This window comes from Variovorax sp. YR216 (assembly GCF_900107745.1).
Classification (GTDB): domain Bacteria; phylum Pseudomonadota; class Gammaproteobacteria; order Burkholderiales; family Burkholderiaceae_C; genus Variovorax.
The window spans coordinates 978,454-996,986 of record NZ_FNRO01000001.1; the positions used below are offsets into that span (position 1 = coordinate 978,454).

An 18,533-nucleotide genomic window follows, 5' to 3' on the forward strand; every position below is an offset into this window, starting at 1 on the left:
GTTAGGATTCAACCGCCCAGCGCGATGATCACGAGCTGGATGCCAGCACCGAGCGCGGCCATCACGAAGGCCGCGCGCCACGGCTGGAGGCCCGCGTAGCGCCCCCATCCATAGCCGCACAGGAACATCATCGCGATCCCGATCACGGCCGACACGCGCATGGCGGGCCGCACCTCGCTGAAGAACAGGAAGGGCAGCACCGGTGGGAAGGTCGATGCGAAGACCAGCAGGAAGACACTAAAGGCGCCGAGCAGATCCTGCCGCGTGAGCCCTGTGGCCGGCGCCCTGTGCAACGACTGAGCCACCATCCACTGCCGCGTGCGTTCGAGATCGGACGGCCCGAGCGCACTCGAGAGCGGACCCAGCTCCTGCGCGATCAGGTCATGGGCCGGTTCGCCGGACGCCGCGATCACCTCGCGCCAGAGCCTGGCCTGGCGCGCCCGCGTCACGAGGTTGCGCAGCACGTACATCACGGCGTCGACGAAGCCCCAGGCGAGGTTACAGCCGAGCGCCGCGATGAGCATCTCACGCACCTCCTTCTGGCCGGCAGTGGCCACGCTCAAGGTGCCCGTGAAGCTCAGGACCATGAACAGGCCGAAGAGGATCTCGGAATTGCGGTCTATCGGATCGAGAATTCGGTTTTCCATCTGGACTCCTCCTCCCGACGTGCGCGGGCGGCACCTGCCGCCACACCGACCTATCTCGCAAGCACGATGCCGGACGCCGCCGACGATACAGTGGTTCCCGCCTCGCCGGCAATGATGCGTTCCAGGTCCCCGAGCGCACCGATCGCGGCGGTCTTGCCGGTCGCCTTCGCGAAGCGGCAGGCCGCATCGACCTTCGGCCCCATCGAGCCGGCGGCGAAGGTCATCGCCGACAGCGCATCGGGCGTCGCGCGGCGGACGGCGCGCTGCGTCGGCTTGCCCCAGTCCACATAGACGGCGTCGGCATCGGTGAGCATCACGTACAGGTCGGCCTTGAGCTCGCGCGCGAGCAGTTCGGTGGCCAGGTCCTTGTCGATCACGCATTCGATTCCGGCCAGCTTGCGATGGGTACCCGGCTGATGGGAGCCCGGCTCATAGGCCGCCGGAATGCCGCCACCGCCCGCTGCAATGACGATGGTGTTGTGTTCGAGCAGCCACTTGATCGGGCGCAGCTCGAAGATGCGCTTGGGCTCCGGCGAGGCGACCACGCGCCGCCACTTGTCGCCATCCTGCTTGAAGACCCAGGACTTCTCGGCCGCGAGCCGGTCGGCGACTTCCTTGGTGTAGACCGGGCCGATGAACTTGGTCGGGTTCGCGAAGGCCGGGTCCTTCGGGTCGACCTCGATCATGGTCAGGAGCGTCGCGAAGGGCCGCTCGAACGGCAGCAGGTTGCCCAGCTCCTGCTCGATCATGTAGCCGATCATCCCTTCGGTTTCCGCGTCGAGCACATCGAGCGGATAGGTCTCCACGTCGGTGTAGGCCGCACCCTGCAGCGCGAGCAGGCCGACCTGCGGCCCGTTGCCGTGGCCAACCACCATGTCGTGCAGCCGGGCGACCGGCGCGAGCGCCCTGGCGGCGACGCGGATGTTCTCGCGCTGGTTCTCCGAGGTCATGGGCTGCCCGCGTCGCAGCAGCGCATTTCCGCCGAGCGCGGTGACGATGAGCATGGTCAGTCTCCCATCGTTGCGACCAGGATGGCCTTGATCGTGTGCATGCGGTTCTCCGCCTGCTCGAAGGCGATGTTGTATTCGGACTCGAACACCTCGTCGGTGACTTCGAGGCCGTCCTTGATGCCGTAGGTGTCGGCAATCTGCTTGCCCAGCACCGTCTCGCTGTCGTGGAACGCGGGCAGGCAGTGCATCAGCTTGACGTGCGGATTGCCGCTGGCCTTCATCAGCTCGGCGTTGACCTGGTAGGCCTTCAGCAGGTCGATGCGTTCCTTCCAGACTTCCTTCGGCTCGCCCATCGACACCCAGACATCGGTGTGGATGAAGTCCACGCCCTTGACCGCCGCCTTCGGATCGTCGGTGATGGTGAGCTTGCCGCCGTAGCGCTTTTCCAGATCGCGCGCGATGTTCACGAATTCCTCCGCGGGCCAGAGCGACTTCGGCCCGCAGATGCGCACGTCCATGCCCATGAGGCAGCCGACGATCATCAGCGAGTGGCCCATGTTGTTGCGGGTGTCACCCATGAACGCGTACTTGATCTCGTGGATCGGCCGGTCGCTGTGCTCGCGCATGGTCATCACGTCGGCGAGCATCTGGGTGGGGTGGTATTCGTCGGTGAGCCCGTTGAAGACCGGCACGCCGGCGTACTTCGCGAGCGTCTCGACGCCGGTCTGGCTCGACCCGCGGTACTCGATCGCGTCGTACATGCGGCCCAGCACGCGCGCAGTGTCCTTGAACGACTCCTTGTGGCCGATCTGCGAGCCGGCGGGGTCCAGGTAGGTCACATGCGCCCCCTGGTCGTGGCAGGCCACCTCGAACGAGCAGCGGGTGCGGGTCGAGGTCTTCTCGAAGATCAGGCAGATCTGCTTGCCGAGCAGATGGCGCTGCTCGGTGCGCGCGTACTTGGCGCGCTTGAGGTCACGCGCCAGGTCGAGCAGGTAGCGGAACTCACGCTGGGTGTAGTCCTGCACGGTCAGCAGGGAGCGGTTGCGCAGATTGAAGCTCATGAAACTCTCCTGATGGGTCAATACGCGGGATCACGTGAAATGGGGCACGTCATGCAATGGCCGCCTCCGCGACCCCGTCCGAGTTCCGCGCCGCGCACGGTGATCACCTCGATCCCGGCCTTGCGCAGCAGCGTGTTGGTGTACGGGTTGCGGTCGTAGGCCACCACCACGCCCGGTTCGAGCGCGACGACGTTGTTGCCGTCGTCCCATTGCTCGCGCTGGGCCTGCCATGCGTTGCCGCCGGTGTCGACCACGCGCATCTTGGGAATGCCGAGGGCCTCCTTCACGACATCGAACATATGCCCCTTGTCCGCCCGGATGTCGAGCGCATCGCCCTCCCCCGGCCGCACGCTGTAGCACCGCACCTGGTCGGACACCTCGCGGAACGCCGTGACCACCTCGCGATCGCAGAAGCTGAACACGGTGTCCAGATGCATCGCCGCACGGCTCTTGGGCATCAGGCAGGCGATCACACGCTCGGCGGCCTTGTTCGCGAACAGCTGCTGCGCGACCTGGAACACCGCCTGCCGCGTGGTGCGCTCTCCCATGCCGATCAGCACGACGCCCTTGCCGACCGGCATGACGTCGCCGCCTTCCATCGTCGATGCGCCGAAGGGCTCGTCCGAATCGCCCCACCAGATCTTGAAGTCCGCGCCCTTGAAGCGCGGATGGAACTTGTAGACCGCCCGCTGCAGCAGCGTCTCCGGCTTGCGCGCAGGCCAGTACATCGGGTTGCAGGTCACGCCGTTGTAGATCCAGCATGAGGGGTCGCGCTGGAAGAGCGTGTTCGGAATCGGCGGCACCAGGAAGTCGGTGCCGCCCATCGCCTCTTCGAGCAGTTTCGACCACTCGCTCTTCGGGACGTCGAGGACCGCGATGCCGCCGATCAGGTGTTCGGCCAGCTTCTCGGCGGGCATCTCGTCGAGCCACGCCCGCAGAGGCGCAACGCCAAGCCCCACGTCGTTGACCGTGATGCGCCGGTCGAGCACGAACGCGCGGGCCTCGGCGTCCTTGAGCGTTTCGGCCAGCATGTCGTGCAGATCGATCACCTCCACGCCGCGCTCGCGCATCTTGAGCACGAAGTCGTAGTGGTCCTTCTGCGCTTCCTGCACCCACAGGACATCGTCGAAGAGAAGCTCTGCGGCGTTGCCCGGCGTCAGGCGCTGGTGGGCGAGTCCCGGTCGGCAGACCATCACGGTCCTGAGCTTGCCGACTTCGCTGTGCACTCCTAGCTTTTGCATGTCGAGCCTCCTGTGTGCTGCTTCAACGGTTATTCGGGCAGGGCCATCAGTTCGAAGAATTCGAGCGTCTCGCGGTCCGGCTCCTTCAGATACGTGCGGTAGATGGTCGGCAATTCGGCCGACCGGTAGATCCGGCTCAGCGCGCGATCCACGGTGAGGCGGAAGTCATCGTCGTTGCGCCGGATCGCGAAGGCCAGCAGTTCGCGGCGGAAGAGTTGATCGAGCACGACCAGGCTGGACTTGGCCGGACTGCGCCCCACGGCGTCGAGCAGCAGCGGGCGCCCATCGAAGAAGGCATCGACGCGACGATCGACCACCGCCTGCACGCCCTCGCCCGTGTCCTTGACGGACACCACGTCGACCGCGATGCGACGCTCGGCGAGCTTGTCGACCAGAGCGCGCTCTACCACCGTTCCCTTGACCACGGCGAGCGCGCGTCGCTCCGGCGCGTTGGTGCCGCGCCAGATCACCGCGCGGGGCGGCTCCTGCCCTGTGAGCACCTGCACGAGGCGCACCGGTGCGTCCGAGCGGATGACTGCATTCACGCCGACAAAGCCCACCGGGATCGAGAAGCTGACCTGGGCGCGACGCTCCAGCGTGGGCACCGCGCCGCACAGCATGTCGATCTTGCCCTGCTCGACGGCGCTGAAGCGCTCTTCCATCGACACCTGCAACAGTTCGACCGCCAGCGAGGGCAGCTTCAACTCCTGCCTGGCCGCGTCGCCGATCTTGGTGCACAGCGCAATTGCATAACCGGTCGCCTTGCCGGTCGCATCCTTCTGTGTGAGCGGCGAGCCGTCGGAGACATAGCCGACGACGAACTTGCCCGATTCGCGCAACTTGTCGAGCGTGCCCGCCGCGAATGCGCCACCTGCGTGCAGCAGTGCCGCGCCGACCAGCGCAATGAAGACGTTTCGTGTCCTGGTGTGTCGCATGGCCATCCCCTTCCCTTATGCGGTACGGGTGGCTGCCACCCGTGTCACGAAGCGCGGCGCCATGAAGCCGTAGATGATGAAGCCGATCGCCATCACCAGCATGCCGCCGAGCACCGCGTCCTTGCCCGAGGCATAGAGCGCGTACACCGAATACAGCATCGCCACCACCGCGACGAAGGCATTTCGTTTGTAGACCCCGGCGTCGACACCCGCGTTGCGCATGATCACGAACAGCGCCGAGAGCGAGACGATGTAGGGCACCACGTTGGTCACCACCGCGAGGTTCACGAGCGCGGCGAACTGCTTGCTCAGGTCCGGAGAGATCGTGGACAGCGCCATGATCGACTGCACGACGCCCATGATCACCATGCCCGCGATCGGCGCACCGGCCGCGCTCGCCTTGCCGAAGATGGCCGGGAACATGTCGGTGTCGGCCGCATCCTTGGCGGTCTGGGCGAGCGTGAACTGCCAGCCCAGCAGCGAACCGACGCAGGCCATCGCGGCCAGCGCCATCACGGTCTGGCCGACCGCGGGGCTGAACATCTGCGTGTACGCGAGCCCGAACGGGCCTGTGGACTTGGCCAGATCGGCATTCGGAACGATCCCCTGGATCACCGTGGTCGAGAGGATGTAGATCACTGCCGCGCCCAGCGTGCCGAACATGCAGGCGAGCGGCACGTCGCGCTTCGGGTTCTCGACCGCCGAGGCGTTCTGCGAAGCCGACTCCATGCCGAGGAAGGCCCACAGGGTGAGCGAGATGCTCGAGCCCATGCCTTCCCCGAGGCTCAGTCCCTTCGGATTCCACGCCGCCGAAAAAGTCTGGCTGCTGAACCAGAACCATCCCGCGATCGAAATGAAGCCCACGGGCAGGATCACGCCCCACACCGTGATGGCGCCGATGCGCCCGGTCAGCTTGGGCCCGCCGAAGTTCGCGACCGTCGTGATCCACAGCAGCGCGATGACGCCGATGCAGGTCGAGATCGCGGAGGACGTGAGGATGGGAAAGAACGCCGCGAGGTAGCCCAGCGCGGAACTCGCCACCGCCACGTTCGCGATCGCCAGCGAGATGAAGTACAGGAAGAAGACGTTGAAGTAGCCGTCCTTCCCGTAGGCATCCTCCGCATAGGCCGCCATGCCGCCCGACCGCTGGTTGAACACCCCCGCCTGCGCGAAGCTGTAGGCGATCGCGAGCGATCCGAGCGCTGTCACGACCCACGAAAGCAGCGAGATCGCGCCGACCTGCGCCATGTTGGCGGGCAGCATGATGATCCCCGAGCCCATCATGTTGACCGTCACGATGAAGGTCAACTGCATCACGCCCATCTTCTTTTCCTGAACGGCTGCCATCGTCGTCTCCTTGGTTTGTTATCCGCGGGGCCCGCTCCGACCGCTGGCGCGCTATTCGCGCACCACGTAGGTATGGAAGCGGATGCGCCCGTCGGTTCCTCGCTCCTGATAGACACCCTGCACTTCGTAGTTGAAGCCCGGGAATCGGCTGAACGACTCCTCGAAGGCGCAGAAGTAGTCGCGCATCGGCTTCGCGCGTTCGTCCCAGCGCTCACCCGGCACCACGATGCCGATGCCGGGCGGGTAGATCAGCGCCAGCGTCGCGGAGATGCGTCCCTGCGCCTCGGCCAGCGGCACATAGTCGATCTCGTTGCCGACCAGCGCGCGGTAGGCGTCCTGCGGCAGCATCGCAAGCTCGGGGAAGCTGTCGGCGCGGAAGCACTGCCCCTGCAGGCCCTTGATGTTCGCGTCGCGGTAGAACGCATGCATCTCGTTGCAGACCTGCCGCAGCGTGTAGCCGGCATAGCGCTCGGCGTTCGCGGCGTAGAGCGACGGCAGCACGTCCTGCAGCATCGCGTCCTCGTCCCAGAGGTTCTTGAACTTCACCAGCTTGGCGATGAGGCTGTTGAGCTTGCTCTCGTCCTCCGCCGGCGTCATCAGGAACAGGATGCTGTTGAGATCGCACTTCTCCGGCACGATGCGCTGTTCGCGCAGGTAGTTCGCGACCACGGTCGCGGGGACGCCGAAGTCGAGGTACTCGCCGGTGGCACGGTCGATGCCCGGCGTCAGCAGCATGAGCTTGTTCGGATCGACCATCGCGTAGCCGTCCACGTAGCCCGCGTAGCCGTGCCAGCGCGCCGCGGGGTCGAAGTTCCAGCATTGCTGCTCGCGCTTGATCACGTCCGTCGCGAGGTTTTCCCACGGCACGTCGCTCACGTCGCCGATGAAAGGCGAGGCCTTGATCGTCACGCGGTCAGGCACGAAGGGATCGAAGAACCACTGCTCCAGTGCGTTGCGCCCGGTCTGCGCGAAGTGGCGGCCGAACTCGCGGAACTTCTTGCGCGTCTCGATCCCGAGTTCGATGCAGCGGTCCCACAGCATCTCGCCGGCCTTGCCTTCGTGGATCTTCGCGTTCACGTCGAGCGATGCGAAAAGCGGATAGAACGGCGAGGTCGAGGCGTTCATCAGGAACGACTCGTTGAAGCGATGATGATTCACGTAGCGCCGCTGCCCGATCAGGTGATCGTCGCGCTTGTGGATCTGGCTGGCCTGCGAGAAGCCTGCGCCCTGCTTATGAACCGATTGCGTCGAGAAAAGACCCGGCGCGTCCTTGTCCAGCTCGCCGAGCCGCATCGGGCTGTGGTCGGTGAACAGCGGGTGGAAGGCGTTGTAGCCGATCCAGGCCTCGTCCCACAGCACGTAGTCGCACAGGTGGCCGATGCGCTCCAGCACCTTGCGCACGTTGTAGACAGTGCCGTCGTAGGTCGCGAGCTGGATGCAGGCGAGACGGAACGGGCGCGGCTGATCCGCCCGCGACTTGTCCTCGATCAGCGGATGCGAACGGATCCGCTCGCGCAGCGATGCCTCGTCCCAGGCATCCCAATCGACGGCGCCGATCATCCCGAAGGCGTTGCGCGCGGTCGGCAGGAACACCGGCACCGCGCCGGCCTGCACCAGCGCGCCCTGGTGCACCGACTTGTGGTTGTTGCGATCGAACAGCACGAGGTCGCCGCGCCGCAGCAGCGCATTCGCCACGATCTTGTTCGAGGTGCTGGTGCCGTTGAGCACGAAGTAGGTCCGGTCCGCGCCGAACACCTGCGCCGCATGCCGCTGCGCCTCGTCGGCCGCGCCCTCGTGGATCAGCAGGTCGCCCAATTCCACGTCCGCGTTGCACAGGTCGTTGCGGAAGATGGCCTCGCCGAAGTGCTTGAAGAAAAGCTGCCCCGCCGGCGACTTGCGATAGAACTGCCCGCCCTGATGCCCCGGGCAGTCGAAGGCGATGGTCGCCTTGCCGTCGTAGGCCATGAGCTTGCCGAAGAACGGCGGCAGCAGCGACATGCCGTACTTCACGAGGCTCGCGCCGATCTGCTTCGCGTAGAACTCGGGCGACTGCTGGCCGAGGTAGACATAGCCTTCGACCTCGCCGAGCCCGCTCACCACCGGCACGTCGGAAATGCGCTGCGAGTCCGCCAGGATCCATACCGGCGTGCGGAAGCCCACACCGCGCAGTTCGCGCATCAGCGTGCGCGCCTTCTCGAGCATCTCGCCATCGATCCAGAGGATGTACGCGCCCACGCCGGCGTCCTCGGCCAGGTCGCGTTCGAAGCGGCCGGCCACTTCGAGCTCGAGGCCGTTTGCGACGAGGCGCGCCAGCAATTCCTTCGTCTGCAGGTTGTCGGTGTCGACGACGGCGACCACCTTCAGGTACTTGTGCAGCGGAATCGGAATCGCCTGCGGCTGCAGCGAATAGGTGGCGTAGCGGCTCATGGGTCTACCCCTCCTTCACGCAATCGACCAGCCAGTGCCTCGCTCCGTTGCGGTCGATCTCGAACCTGAGCCCGTGGATGTCCGCCTCGAAGCCCGGGAACCGGTCGTCCGCATCTCGCGCGAACTTCAGGTACTCGATGATCGAATCCGTGCCGAAGCGCTCGCCGGGCATGATCAGCGGAATGCCCGGCGGATACGGCACCAGCATCACCGCGGTGACGCGGCCCTTGAGCGCCTCGATCGGCACCGGCTCCACGCGCCCGTGTACGAGCCGGTCGTAGGCTTCGGCGGGGATCATCGCGGGCTCGGGCAGCTCGGTGTACATCGCGTTCATCGCGCGCGCGGTGTCGTTGTCGCGATAGCAGGCATGCAGCGCCTCGCAGAGATCCCGCAGGCCCATGCCCTTGTAGGTGGCACCGCCCGCGGCGCATACGCTGGGAAGCACCCGCGACAGCGGTGCGTTGTTGTCGTAGTCGGTCTTGAAGTCCACCAGCGCATCGACCATCGTGGTCCACTTGCCACGCGTGATGCCGAGCGAGAACAGGATCAGGAAGCTGTAGAGCCCCGTCTTCTCGACCACAAGGCCGCGCTCCCAGAGGTACTTGGTGACGATCGACGCGGGGATGCCGCTCTTGCCGAGCTTGCCGCCGCTGACCAGGCCCGGCGTGAGCAGCGTGACCTTGATCGGGTCCAGCATCACGTAGTCGTTCGCCACCTTGCCGAAGCCATGCCACGCCGCATTCGGCGCGAGCACCCAGTCGGAGGTCTTCGGCGGCTTCTTCAGGTCGAGCTTGTCGGGCTGCCACACCTGGAACCACCAGCCGCGCTTGTTGAAGCCCTCGCCCACCGCCGCCAGCGCATGACGGAAGTTCATCGCCTCGTCGTGCGTCTCCTGCACGATCGAGCGACCGGCTGGCCCCTCCATCATCGCGGCGCTGACGTCGAGCGACGCGATGATCCCGTAGTGCGGCGAGGTCGACCCGTGCATCATGAACGCGTCGTTGAAGCGGGTGGTGTCGATCTTGCGCTTGTCGGACTCCTGGATGTGGATCATCGACGCCTGCGAGAAGGCGGCGAGCAGCTTGTGCGTGGACTGCGTTGCGAAGACCAGCGTGTGGTCCGCGCGCGGATGGCCGCGCGGCACGCCCATCGCGTGCCGGCCCGAATAGAACTCGTGGAAGGCCGCGTAGGCATACCAGGCTTCGTCGAAATGCAGGGCGTCGACCTGATCGGTGACCTTCGCCTTGATCATCTCGGCGTTGTAGCAAAGGCCGTCGTAGGTGGAGTTGGTGACCACCGCGATGCGCACCTGCCCCTTGTTTCCGCGCGCGATGGGGCTCGCCGCGATGCGCTTGCGCATGGCCTCGGGCGAGAACTGGTCGAGGCCGATCGGGCCGATGATCCCGTAGTCGTTGCGCGATGGCATGAAATAGATCGGCGTCGCGCCGGTCATGATCAACGAATGCAGCAGCGACTTGTGGCAGTTGCGGTCCACCACGACGAGGTCGCCGCGCCCCGCCATCGAGTGCCACACGATCTTGTTGGCGGTCGATGTGCCGTTGGTGACGAAGTAGGTGTGGTCCGCGCCGAACACGCTCGCGGCATGGGCCTCGGCCTCTTTCACCGGGCCGGTGTGGTCGAGCAGCGAGCCGAGTTCGGGGACCGAGACCGAGAGGTCCGAACGCAGCGTGTTCTCCCCGAAGAACTCGTGCAGCGCAAAGCCCACTGGCGACTTGGTGAAGCCGATGCCGCCCGCATGCCCCGGCGTGTGCCACGAATAGGCCGAGCGCTCGGCATGATCGACCAGCGCCTTGAAGAACGGCGGCAGCAGGTCTTCCAGGTACTCCGTCGCGGCGCGCATGATCTGCCGCGCCAGGAAGGGGACCGTGTCCTCGTAGAGATAGATGATGCTGTGCAGGTGGCGCAGCGCCTCGACCACCGCCGCCGAGCCTTTCTCCAGCGCGGCCGTTTCGCCCAGCGCGATGACCGGCAGCAGCGGCGCGCGCTGGTGCACCTTCTGCATCTCTTCGACGAGGCGCTTGAGCAGCTCCGCGTCGCCCCGCACCGGCTCGGCGCTCAGCACGATCGCGGACAGGCCCTTGTGCGCGCCGGCGACGATGCCCGCATCGGACTGGTCCGCGACCGTGATCGTCTTCCATCCGTGACGTTCGAGCTCGTCCTGGATCTGACGGATGCGCACGCCCGCGACCGAAGGCGCGCCGACGTCCCGATGCGCGATGAGGATCGGGAAGCTGGACTGGAACTGCATGATCTTCTGCTCCCTTTTCCCTGCGGCTAGAAGGTGACCTTGGTCGAGAACTGCAGCCGCGAGTCGGGTTCCGATGCGCCGTCCTTGTTCTCGCGTCGACCCCAGATGTATTCGAGGCCGGTCGTGATGTTCTTCTGCGGGTAGAACAGCACGTTCGCCGACGCATAGCTGCCCTTGCGGAAGGCGCTGCCGAGCTGGCCGTCGGTGTTGCTCTGGCGGTGCTCGCTGTAGCCGATCGCGCTCGACCACTGCGGGCTCCAGGCGTGGTTGTAGTAAAGCAGCCACGCGGTCGAAGGCACGGTCTCGGCACGCAGGAGCGCGTTCGGCGCGAGATCCACGCCGCCATCGTTCGCATAGCTCGCGATCGCCTTGCCGTAGGCCGCCTGCCAGGTCAGCGAATCCTTGCCGCCGAAGAACCTGAAGGCGCCCGAGAGGTTCGCGCCATAGCCAGTCTGGTGGCCCGAGGGATTGCCGCCCGGCGTGTTCACGAACTGGTAGCCCACCTGCCGCACGATGCCCGCCGCACGCACATGGCCCCAGTCCCGATCGAGCCGGAACGACGCGATCGCATCCGGCGTGCGGTTCCACGGCTGGACGCCCGCGCCGAAGGCCGGGTCCACCTCCGTGAGCTTGCCGGTGTCGAGCGCGGAGTTCGGCGCTTCGAGCGACAGCGCGACCTTCATGCCGTTGCTGTCGAACGGCGTGTAGCGCAACTGCGGGTTGCGCAGGAAGATCATGCCGCTCGGTCCCCAGTAGTCGACCGTGTTCGGGAACACGTCGATGTCCATGAAGTTCGAGTAGTACTGCCCGACGCCGAACTTGCCGAGTTCGCCCCACACGTTCAGCCAGTGGACGTGCGTGCCGCCGTCGGTGCCGAAGAGGTCGAAGCTGACGTCCGTCTTGATCTCGCCGTAAGCAGTCGGGATGAACGACTTGAAGCCGAGGCTCGACTGCCGCACGCTGAAGGTGGTCGCGCCGTCCTTGCCGCAACCCGGATCGCCCGGGCAGTTGACCGGGATCTGCGAGGGCCGCAGCGTCGCCGCCCACTCCGGATTCATCCGCTTGTTGTCGTAGATCGCATCGAGCATCACCTGCCCATAGAACTCGACGCGAGCCTTGTCCTTGTCCGGAGCGTTGTCGTCGGCGACCGAGCGCGGCGCGATCACGACCGCACCGACGGGCGCGCCCGCCGCCGCGGCTGCGGGCTGTGCGGCCGCCGCAGGCTGGGCCTGCTGCTGGCGCTCCAGCGTCTCGACACGCCGCTGCATGTCCTCGATCGTCTTCAGGGCCTGCTGAAGCTGGGCCTTGAGTTCATCGACCTGCGGGTCGGCGGCGTGGGCCATGGGCAGGGCCTGCACGCTTCCGACGACTGCCAGAGTCCAAAGCGATTTCCTCATGACACCCCCGTCTCGTGTGGAGTTGCACATTCGCAATTGACCAGCGCTTGCCGGTTGCGATCATAGGAATCACGCCTCGGGCGTCATTGGCGAGGCAGGACAATTTGTTGGCGGATTGGGACAGTTCGACCTACTTTGCATATCCCGCCAGGTCTGACGCGTCGTGCGACGCGTGGTCTGGCGTGTCATGACCGCGGCCCAGACCGCGCACCGCCATCCATTCCGAGGCCGTCATGCCGAAGTGCCCCCGGAACCAGCGCGAGAACTCGGCGCCCGAAGCAAAGCCGAGCAGGTGACCGACCTCGTAGCAGGTCCGCACGCCGCCGGTGAGATATGACTGCGCCATCTCCCCGCGAACGCCTTCGATCACCGTCGATACGCTCTCGCCCACGACCGCCAATTGCCGGTTCAGCGTGCGGCGGTGCGTGCCCAGACGCTCCGCAACCCGCTCGACCGAGCAAGTGCCGCTGGGGATGAGCATGCGAGCCACCTGTCGCACCCGGTCGAGCGGTTCGTCTTTCGATTCGGCGAGCTGCTGGTCCAGCCAGCGCTTGAGCGCGTGGCCCAGTTCGGGATCGGCCGCCGGGATCGTCTTGTCGAGGTCCCGGCTGCGGCAGACGATGGCATTGAAGGGATGCGAGAAGTCGATGGGTGCGCCCAATACCCGTCGATGCACCTCGAGGTTCTGCGGCCGCCCGTGGTGGAAGCAGAAGCCCACCGGATCGAAGTCGTCGTGTGTCAGCGCACGCAGCGTGCGCAGCGTGATGCCGGCAGCCATCTCGATCCCCTGGCGCGAGGCGCCGTGGTTGTGAAGCCTGAGCGCCAGGAACACCATGGTGAACTGGCCCATGTCATCCATCGAAATGCGCAGGCCGCCGTTTTGCATGCACTGGTAGCGGGCCAGCGATTCGAGCGCGGCACGCAGCGTCGGCTCTTCGCGCAGCACTGCGGCAAGCACGCCCAGGTTGCTGAAGCGGCGCGTCTCGGCGAGCAGCAGTCCGAAGGCCTCCTGGCCCGATTCGCGCGCCGACTCCTCGAGCAGCGTCGCCACCGAATCGACGCTGACCAGCGTGTCCTTGTCGGCGAGCGTCGCAATCGGCAGGCCGGCGGCCTTCATCATCCGCACGGGGTCGAGCCCGACGGTGCGGGCCAGCGCCTCGTAGCCCGTCAGGGTCGCGCCCCGCGTCAGGTGGCCCGCGGCCTGCGACCTGTCGTCGCGAAGCTCGAGGATGTCAACGCGGCGCATGCGCGTTTCCCGCGGGAATCGTCGAAGACTGCAGGGCGGGCGCGTGCGATGCGACCCGCTGCACGACTGAAGCGTTCATGTCTGCCTCCATCCGTTTCTCGACGTCTGCGGCGCCTGGGTGCAGCGCGGCAAGCGTTCGGCTTGCATCGGCTTCGCCGTCGGTCAGCGGTCCCGATCGGCGGCCTGTCGTCTCAGATTCCTCTCCGCGTTGGGCGTTTCCGCCTCTTTCGATTATTGACAAGCGTTGCGAGGATGAACATTGCACCTTCGGGCAATGCAGGCGTGCCCTGATCAGCGGGCGCCCGTGAGCGCAAGCGCCGCTTCAGTCCCTTGCCTGGAGCCAGTGCACGCTGAAGAGGCGGTCCGGATCGGTCCACACCGCGGCGGGCCGGAAGCCCGCCAGGGTCGCCAGCGCACGCAGGCTGTCGATGGTGAACTTGTACGAGTTCTCGGTGTGGATCGTCTCGCCTTCCTCGAAGCTGAAGCGCTGTCCGTCAAGCGTGACGGCTTGCGCGAGGCGGCTCACCAGATGCATCTCGATGCGCTGCAGCGGCGCGTTGTAGAACGCCGCATGCGTGAAGCCGTCCGGCTCGAAGTCGGTGCCGAGCTCGCGATTGGCGCGTCGCAGCAGATTCAGGTTGAAGGCGGCGGTCACGCCCTGCGCATCGTTGTACGCGGCGTGAAGCAGGGCCGGGTCCTTGACGAGATCGACCCCCAGCAGCAGCCCGCCGCCGCGCAGCAGCCGGCACGCGAGCTGGAGAAAGGCCAGCGCCTCCTCGGGGCTGAAGTTGCCCAGCGTCGAACCCGGGAAGAAGCCGACGCGCTGCCCCCCACCCTTCTCGCGCGAAGGCAGCACCAGCGGCATGGTGTAGTCGGCCACCATCGGCTGCACCGCGAGCCGCGGGTAGTCGGTGCGCAGGCGTTCGGCGGCCGCTTCCAGGTGCTCGCCGGAGATGTCGATCGGCACGTAGCGCCGCGGCGATTCGAGCGCATCGAGCAGCAGCCGCACCTTGGTGAGCGAGCCCGCGCCGAATTCGACGATCTCGGCGTCGGGTCCGATCTGCGCCGCGATCTCGGGCGCGCATTCGGTGAGGATGCGCACCTCGGTGCGCGTGGGGTAGTACTCGGGCAACTCGCAGATGCGGTCGAAGAGCGCCGAGCCCGCGGCGTCATAAAAGAACTTCGGCGAGATGCTGCGCTGCGGCTGGCTCAACCCCGCGCTCAGCTCGCGCGCGAAGTCGGACAGCGGCGCCGCGCGCTGCGCTGCGCGAAAGGCGTGGACGTTGAATGCATGTGTTCGCATCAGAGATCCTTTGCGAGCCGCAGCCCCGAGAACTGCCAGCGCGCGGCCGGCGGAAAGAAGTTGCGATAGGTCGTGCGCGCATGCCCTGCGGGCGTCGCGACGCTGCTGCCGCGCAACACGATCTGGCCGACCATGAACTTGCCGTTGTATTCGGCCGCGACGCCCGCAAGCGGGCGGAAGCCCGGGTAGGGGTCGTACGAAGAGCGCGTCCACTGCCACACCTGGCCGTGCATCTGCGAGATGCCGGGCACGTCGTGCGCGGCTTCCCATTCGAATTCGGTGGGCAGTCGCGCGCCGGCCCATTCGGCGTAGGCGGCGGCTTCGTAGAAGCTCAACTGCGCAACGGGCGCCTCGGGCTCCATCGGCCGCACGCCGTGCAGGCCGAAAACCTGCCAGCCGCCCGCCGCGCCGTGATGCGCGAGCCGCGGATCGTCGGGTGCGAGCCAGTAAGTCGGGCAGCGCCAGCCGTGCGCCTGCACCGCGGCCCATCCGTCGGAGAGCCACAGGTCGGGGCGCTGGTAGCCGCCGTCGGCGATGAACTGCGCGTATTCGCCGCAGTTCACGAGCCGGTCCGCGATCGCATGGGGATGCAGCAGCGTCGCATGGCGCGGGGTTTCGTTGTCGAAGGCAAAGCCGGGGCCTGCGTGGCCGGCTTCCACGACGCCGCCGGGACGCTCGATCCATTGCATCGGCGGCGCGACCGACGCGAGGCGCAGCGCGGGACCGGAGGCCGGCCGGTACGCCGGCAGCACCGGATTGCACGACAGCGCATGCAGGATGTCGGTGAGGATCAGCTCCTGATGCTGCTGCTCGTGTTGCAGGCCCAGCGTGACGATGGGTTCGACCGCCGGCCAGTCGGCTTCGCCCGCGGCGCCGAACAATGCAAGCACCGCCTCGTCCACATGGCGGCGGTAGGCGTGCACTTCATCGAGCGAGGGCCGTGTGAGCAGGCCGCGCTGTGGGCGTGGATGCCGCGGGCCCAGCGCCTCGTAGTAGGAATTGAAGAGATACGGAAACCGCTCGTCGAACAACCGGTAACCACTGGCGTGCGGCTGGAGCAACACTGTCTCGAAGAACCAGGTGGTATGCGCCAGGTGCCACTTGGTGGGGCTGGCGTCGGGCATGGACTGGATGCACTGGTCCTCGGCCGAAAGAGGCGCGGCCAGCTCGAGGGTGTGGGCGCGCACCGACTGAAAACGCTCGCGCAGTTCCTCCGCCGCGGGCGCGGCCGGCTGGATCAGGTTCATGGGGTCTCCAGTGTTGGGTTGGTGGTTTTTTAGCCCATGCACACAACAGGACGCCGTAGGACAAGGCCCCGCCCGTTGACGGACAAGGCGACCGGAACGCCGGCGCGGCGGAACGTTGCACTGTGGCACAAGTCGATGGCGGCTGCATGACCCTGCGTATCATCCGGCGAATGAGCACGCCCCCCTCTTCCGGCCGCCCGCACATCGTCATCGTCGGCTGCGGATTCGGCGGCCTCGAGGCGGCACGCAAGCTGCAGAGCGCCGACGTCGATGTCACCGTCATCGACAAGACCAATCACCATCTTTTCCAGCCCCTGCTCTACCAGGTGGCGACCGCCGGGCTGGCCGCGCCGGCCATCGCGGCGCCGGTGCGGGTGCTGTTCCGGGGCCGGCCCAGCATCACCACGCTGCTCGGCGAAGTCACCGACATCGACCCCAAGGCGCAGCAGGTCCGGCTGGCCGACGGCACGCAGATTTCGTGGGACCACCTGATCGTCGCCGCCGGTGCCACGCACAGCTATTTCGGCAACGACCAGTGGGCGCAGGCCGCCCCCGGGCTCAAGACGCTTGCGGATGCCTTCGAGATCCGCCGCCGCGTGCTGCTGAGCTTCGAACAGGCCGAGGTCGAGACCGATCCGGCAAAGCGTCGCGCGCTCCTGACTTTCGCGGTGATCGGCGGTGGGCCGACCGGCGTCGAGATGGCGGGCACGCTGGCGGAGATCGCGCGCCACACGCTGTCGGGCGAATTCCGCCGCATCGATCCCGCCAGCGCCGAAGTGCTATTGATCGAGGGCGGCCCGCGCGTGCTGCAGGCCATGCCCGAATCGCTCAGCCAGCGCGCGCTGGAGCAGTTGCAGAAGCTCGGCGTGCAGGTTCGGCTGAATGCGCGCGTCACCGCGGTCGAACCCCACGGGCTGCAGGTCGAATCGCCCTTCAGCGACGGCGGGGCCGGCGTCGGCACCCATCACATTCCGTGCAACTGCGTGGTGTGGGCGGCCGGGGTCGCCGCATCGCCGCTGGGCAGGATGCTGGCGAGCGTCACCGGCGCCGAGACCGACCGCGCCGGCCGCGTGAAGGTGCAGCCCGACCTGAGCCTGCCGGGCTACCCGAACATCAGCGTGGTGGGCGACCTCGCATCCGCGATGAGCCACCGCCCGGGCCACGAGCCCAAGCCGGTGCCCGGCGTGTCGCCCGGCGCCAAGCAGATGGGCCGCGCCGCCGCCGCGAACATCCTGCGCCGCATCGCGGGCCAGGCCACCGAGCCCTTCCGCTACCGCGACTACGGCAACCTCGCGACCATCGGCCGCAACTCGGCGGTGGTGGATCTGGGCACGCCCTTCGGCCCGCTGCGCTTCTCGGGCAAGTCGGCGTGGCTGTTCTGGCTGTTCGCGCACGTGTATTTCCTCATCGGCTTCCGCAACCGCTTCGTGGTGCTGCTGGACTGGGCCAGCGCGTACTGGAGCTTCCAGCGCTACGCGCGCGTGGTGGCGGACGCCACGGCGAACGGGAAGCAGCCATGAGCCACGCCGACCGGGCGCCGAGCCCCGAAGCCTTCACCACGCGGGTCGTCGGCCATGCGCCGTCGAAGGTGCTCCACGCGATCACCGATCCCACGCACCTCGCGCATTGGTGGGGTCCCGAGGGCTTCACGAACAGCTTCCGCGAGATCGACGTGCGCCCCGGCGGCGTCTGGCGCTTCACGATGCACGGACCGGACGGCAAGGACTATCCGAACGAGAGCGAGTTCGTCGAGGTCGGGCCGGAACGGGTCGTCGTCCGGCATCTCTCGGGCCACCGCTTCACGCTGACGATTTCGCTCGACGCCGAAGGCACGGGCACGCGCATCGGCTGGCGCCAGGTCTTCGACGAGGCCGCGGAATGCGAGCGCGTGCGCCCCTTCATCGAGCCGGCCAACGAACAGAACCTCGACCGCCTCGAAGCCGAACTGTCCACCCTGCCCTGAACGCCCATGTCACGCATCGAAAGCAAACTCCAGTCGCTCGGCCTCGTGCTGCCGCCGCAACTCGCGATGCCGCCCGGCGTGGTGCTCCCGTTCCCGTGGGTGCGCGTGCTCGGCCGCCGCGCGCTGATCTCGGGCCACGGGCCGCAGGCGAGCGACGGCAGCATGGCGCAACCGCTCGGCAAGGTGGGCCGCGAGCTCACGGTGGAGCAAGGCTACGAGGCCGCGAGGCTCACCGCATTGGGCATCCTCGCGAGCCTGCAGCGCGCGATCGGCGATCTCGACCGCATCACTGCGTGGGTGCGGGTGTTCGGCATGGTGAATGTCGCGCCGGGCTTCAACCGCACGCCGGCGGTGATCAATGGCTTCTCGGACCTGATTCTTCAGCTCTACGGACCGGATGCCGGCGCGCATGCGCGCAGCGCGATCGGCGTGGCGGAACTGCCGTTCGACATTCCGGTGGAGATCGAGGGCGAGGTCGAGCTGGCGGCGTGACCGGCCCG

The 18,533-nt window shown here is 66.9% G+C and carries 15 protein-coding genes; 3 read left to right on the forward strand and 12 right to left on the reverse strand.

Annotation, left to right across the window (positions count from 1 at the left end; genetic code table 11):
* Positions 1-8: 8 nt before the first annotated feature.
* The 12 genes from BLW05_RS04610 to egtB all read right to left on the reverse strand — a co-directional run bounded on the left by BLW05_RS04610 (position 9) and on the right by egtB (position 16,070).
* Positions 9-647: a VIT1/CCC1 transporter family protein gene (locus BLW05_RS04610; protein ID WP_093160185.1), complete on the reverse strand. Its 639-nt coding sequence runs from the start codon at positions 645-647 to the stop codon at positions 9-11.
* Between the two features lie 50 nt (positions 648-697).
* On the reverse strand, positions 698-1,651 hold the full coding sequence (gene arcC / locus BLW05_RS04615; RefSeq protein ID WP_093160187.1) for a carbamate kinase: 954 nt from the start codon (positions 1,649-1,651) through the stop codon (positions 698-700).
* A gap of 2 nt (positions 1,652-1,653) precedes the next feature.
* Entirely contained in the window at positions 1,654-2,658 is a 1,005-nt protein-coding gene (locus BLW05_RS04620; RefSeq protein ID WP_093160190.1) for an ornithine carbamoyltransferase, read from the reverse strand.
* A 17-nt stretch (positions 2,659-2,675) separates the two neighbouring features.
* Complete coding sequence (locus tag BLW05_RS04625) at positions 2,676-3,899, reverse strand: arginine deiminase (RefSeq protein ID WP_093160192.1); 1,224 nt, start codon at positions 3,897-3,899, stop codon at positions 2,676-2,678.
* A 29-nt stretch (positions 3,900-3,928) separates the two neighbouring features.
* The gene (locus tag BLW05_RS04630; protein WP_177142553.1) at positions 3,929-4,834 is read right to left on the reverse strand and encodes an amino acid ABC transporter substrate-binding protein; all 906 of its coding nucleotides are present in this window, start codon (positions 4,832-4,834) and stop codon (positions 3,929-3,931) included.
* Positions 4,835-4,849: 15 nt separating this feature from the next.
* A complete protein-coding gene (gene potE, locus BLW05_RS04635; RefSeq protein WP_256330028.1) occupies positions 4,850-6,181 on the reverse strand; it encodes a putrescine-ornithine antiporter in 1,332 nt (443 codons plus the stop codon).
* A gap of 51 nt (positions 6,182-6,232) precedes the next feature.
* On the reverse strand, positions 6,233-8,608 hold the full coding sequence (gene speC / locus BLW05_RS04640) for an ornithine decarboxylase (protein WP_093160197.1): 2,376 nt from the start codon (positions 8,606-8,608) through the stop codon (positions 6,233-6,235).
* 4 nt (positions 8,609-8,612) lie between these two features.
* Positions 8,613-10,877 carry an arginine/lysine/ornithine decarboxylase gene (locus tag BLW05_RS04645; RefSeq protein WP_093160200.1) on the reverse strand — a complete coding sequence of 755 codons (2,265 nt, stop codon included), beginning with the start codon at positions 10,875-10,877 and terminating at the stop codon, positions 8,613-8,615.
* Between the two features lie 26 nt (positions 10,878-10,903).
* The gene (locus tag BLW05_RS04650) at positions 10,904-12,274 is read right to left on the reverse strand and encodes a DcaP family trimeric outer membrane transporter (RefSeq protein WP_143044769.1); all 1,371 of its coding nucleotides are present in this window, start codon (positions 12,272-12,274) and stop codon (positions 10,904-10,906) included.
* A gap of 130 nt (positions 12,275-12,404) precedes the next feature.
* A complete protein-coding gene (locus BLW05_RS04655) occupies positions 12,405-13,520 on the reverse strand; it encodes an AraC family transcriptional regulator (protein ID WP_093160205.1) in 1,116 nt (371 codons plus the stop codon).
* Between the two features lie 322 nt (positions 13,521-13,842).
* The gene (gene egtD / locus BLW05_RS04660) at positions 13,843-14,823 is read right to left on the reverse strand and encodes an L-histidine N(alpha)-methyltransferase (RefSeq protein ID WP_093160207.1); all 981 of its coding nucleotides are present in this window, start codon (positions 14,821-14,823) and stop codon (positions 13,843-13,845) included.
* Positions 14,823-16,070: an ergothioneine biosynthesis protein EgtB gene (gene egtB, locus BLW05_RS04665; RefSeq protein WP_093160210.1), complete on the reverse strand. Its 1,248-nt coding sequence runs from the start codon at positions 16,068-16,070 to the stop codon at positions 14,823-14,825. Before egtB ends, egtD begins: the two co-directional genes overlap by 1 nt.
* 170 nt (positions 16,071-16,240) lie before the next feature.
* Here egtB and BLW05_RS04670 point away from each other — a divergent pair, with 170 nt between their 5' ends.
* The 3 genes from BLW05_RS04670 to BLW05_RS04680 are packed head-to-tail and all read left to right on the forward strand — an operon-like array spanning position 16,241 to position 18,525.
* Positions 16,241-17,590, forward strand: coding sequence for an NAD(P)/FAD-dependent oxidoreductase (locus tag BLW05_RS04670; RefSeq protein ID WP_093160212.1), 1,350 nt, complete (start codon positions 16,241-16,243; stop codon positions 17,588-17,590).
* Complete coding sequence (locus BLW05_RS04675) at positions 17,587-18,033, forward strand: SRPBCC family protein (protein WP_093160214.1); 447 nt, start codon at positions 17,587-17,589, stop codon at positions 18,031-18,033. The genes BLW05_RS04670 and BLW05_RS04675 overlap by 4 nt, the downstream gene beginning before the upstream one ends.
* Positions 18,034-18,039: 6 nt before the next feature.
* Complete coding sequence (locus BLW05_RS04680) at positions 18,040-18,525, forward strand: RidA family protein (RefSeq protein ID WP_093160217.1); 486 nt, start codon at positions 18,040-18,042, stop codon at positions 18,523-18,525.
* The last annotated feature ends 8 nt before the right edge of the window (positions 18,526-18,533 follow it).

What these genes read in the sequence shown, in the direction of transcription:
- egtB (WP_093160210.1), bottom strand. Translation starts at nt 16,070, where the DNA reads ATGAACCTGATCCAGCCGGCCGCGCCCGCGGCGGAGGAACTGCGCGAG.
- BLW05_RS04620 (WP_093160190.1), bottom strand. Translation starts at nt 2,658, where the DNA reads ATGAGCTTCAATCTGCGCAACCGCTCCCTGCTGACCGTGCAGGACTAC.
- egtD (WP_093160207.1), bottom strand. Translation starts at nt 14,823, where the DNA reads ATGCGAACACATGCATTCAACGTCCACGCCTTTCGCGCAGCGCAGCGC.
- BLW05_RS04650 (WP_143044769.1), bottom strand. Translation starts at nt 12,274, where the DNA reads ATGAGGAAATCGCTTTGGACTCTGGCAGTCGTCGGAAGCGTGCAGGCC.
- potE (WP_256330028.1), bottom strand. Translation starts at nt 6,181, where the DNA reads ATGGCAGCCGTTCAGGAAAAGAAGATGGGCGTGATGCAGTTGACCTTC.
- BLW05_RS04655 (WP_093160205.1), bottom strand. Translation starts at nt 13,520, where the DNA reads ATGCGCCGCGTTGACATCCTCGAGCTTCGCGACGACAGGTCGCAGGCC.
- BLW05_RS04610 (WP_093160185.1), bottom strand. Translation starts at nt 647, where the DNA reads ATGGAAAACCGAATTCTCGATCCGATAGACCGCAATTCCGAGATCCTC.
- BLW05_RS04675 (WP_093160214.1), top strand. Translation starts at nt 17,587, where the DNA reads ATGAGCCACGCCGACCGGGCGCCGAGCCCCGAAGCCTTCACCACGCGG.
- BLW05_RS04630 (WP_177142553.1), bottom strand. Translation starts at nt 4,834, where the DNA reads ATGCGACACACCAGGACACGAAACGTCTTCATTGCGCTGGTCGGCGCG.
- BLW05_RS04680 (WP_093160217.1), top strand. Translation starts at nt 18,040, where the DNA reads ATGTCACGCATCGAAAGCAAACTCCAGTCGCTCGGCCTCGTGCTGCCG.
- BLW05_RS04625 (WP_093160192.1), bottom strand. Translation starts at nt 3,899, where the DNA reads ATGCAAAAGCTAGGAGTGCACAGCGAAGTCGGCAAGCTCAGGACCGTG.
- arcC (WP_093160187.1), bottom strand. Translation starts at nt 1,651, where the DNA reads ATGCTCATCGTCACCGCGCTCGGCGGAAATGCGCTGCTGCGACGCGGG.
- speC (WP_093160197.1), bottom strand. Translation starts at nt 8,608, where the DNA reads ATGAGCCGCTACGCCACCTATTCGCTGCAGCCGCAGGCGATTCCGATT.
- BLW05_RS04670 (WP_093160212.1), top strand. Translation starts at nt 16,241, where the DNA reads ATGAGCACGCCCCCCTCTTCCGGCCGCCCGCACATCGTCATCGTCGGC.
- BLW05_RS04645 (WP_093160200.1), bottom strand. Translation starts at nt 10,877, where the DNA reads ATGCAGTTCCAGTCCAGCTTCCCGATCCTCATCGCGCATCGGGACGTC.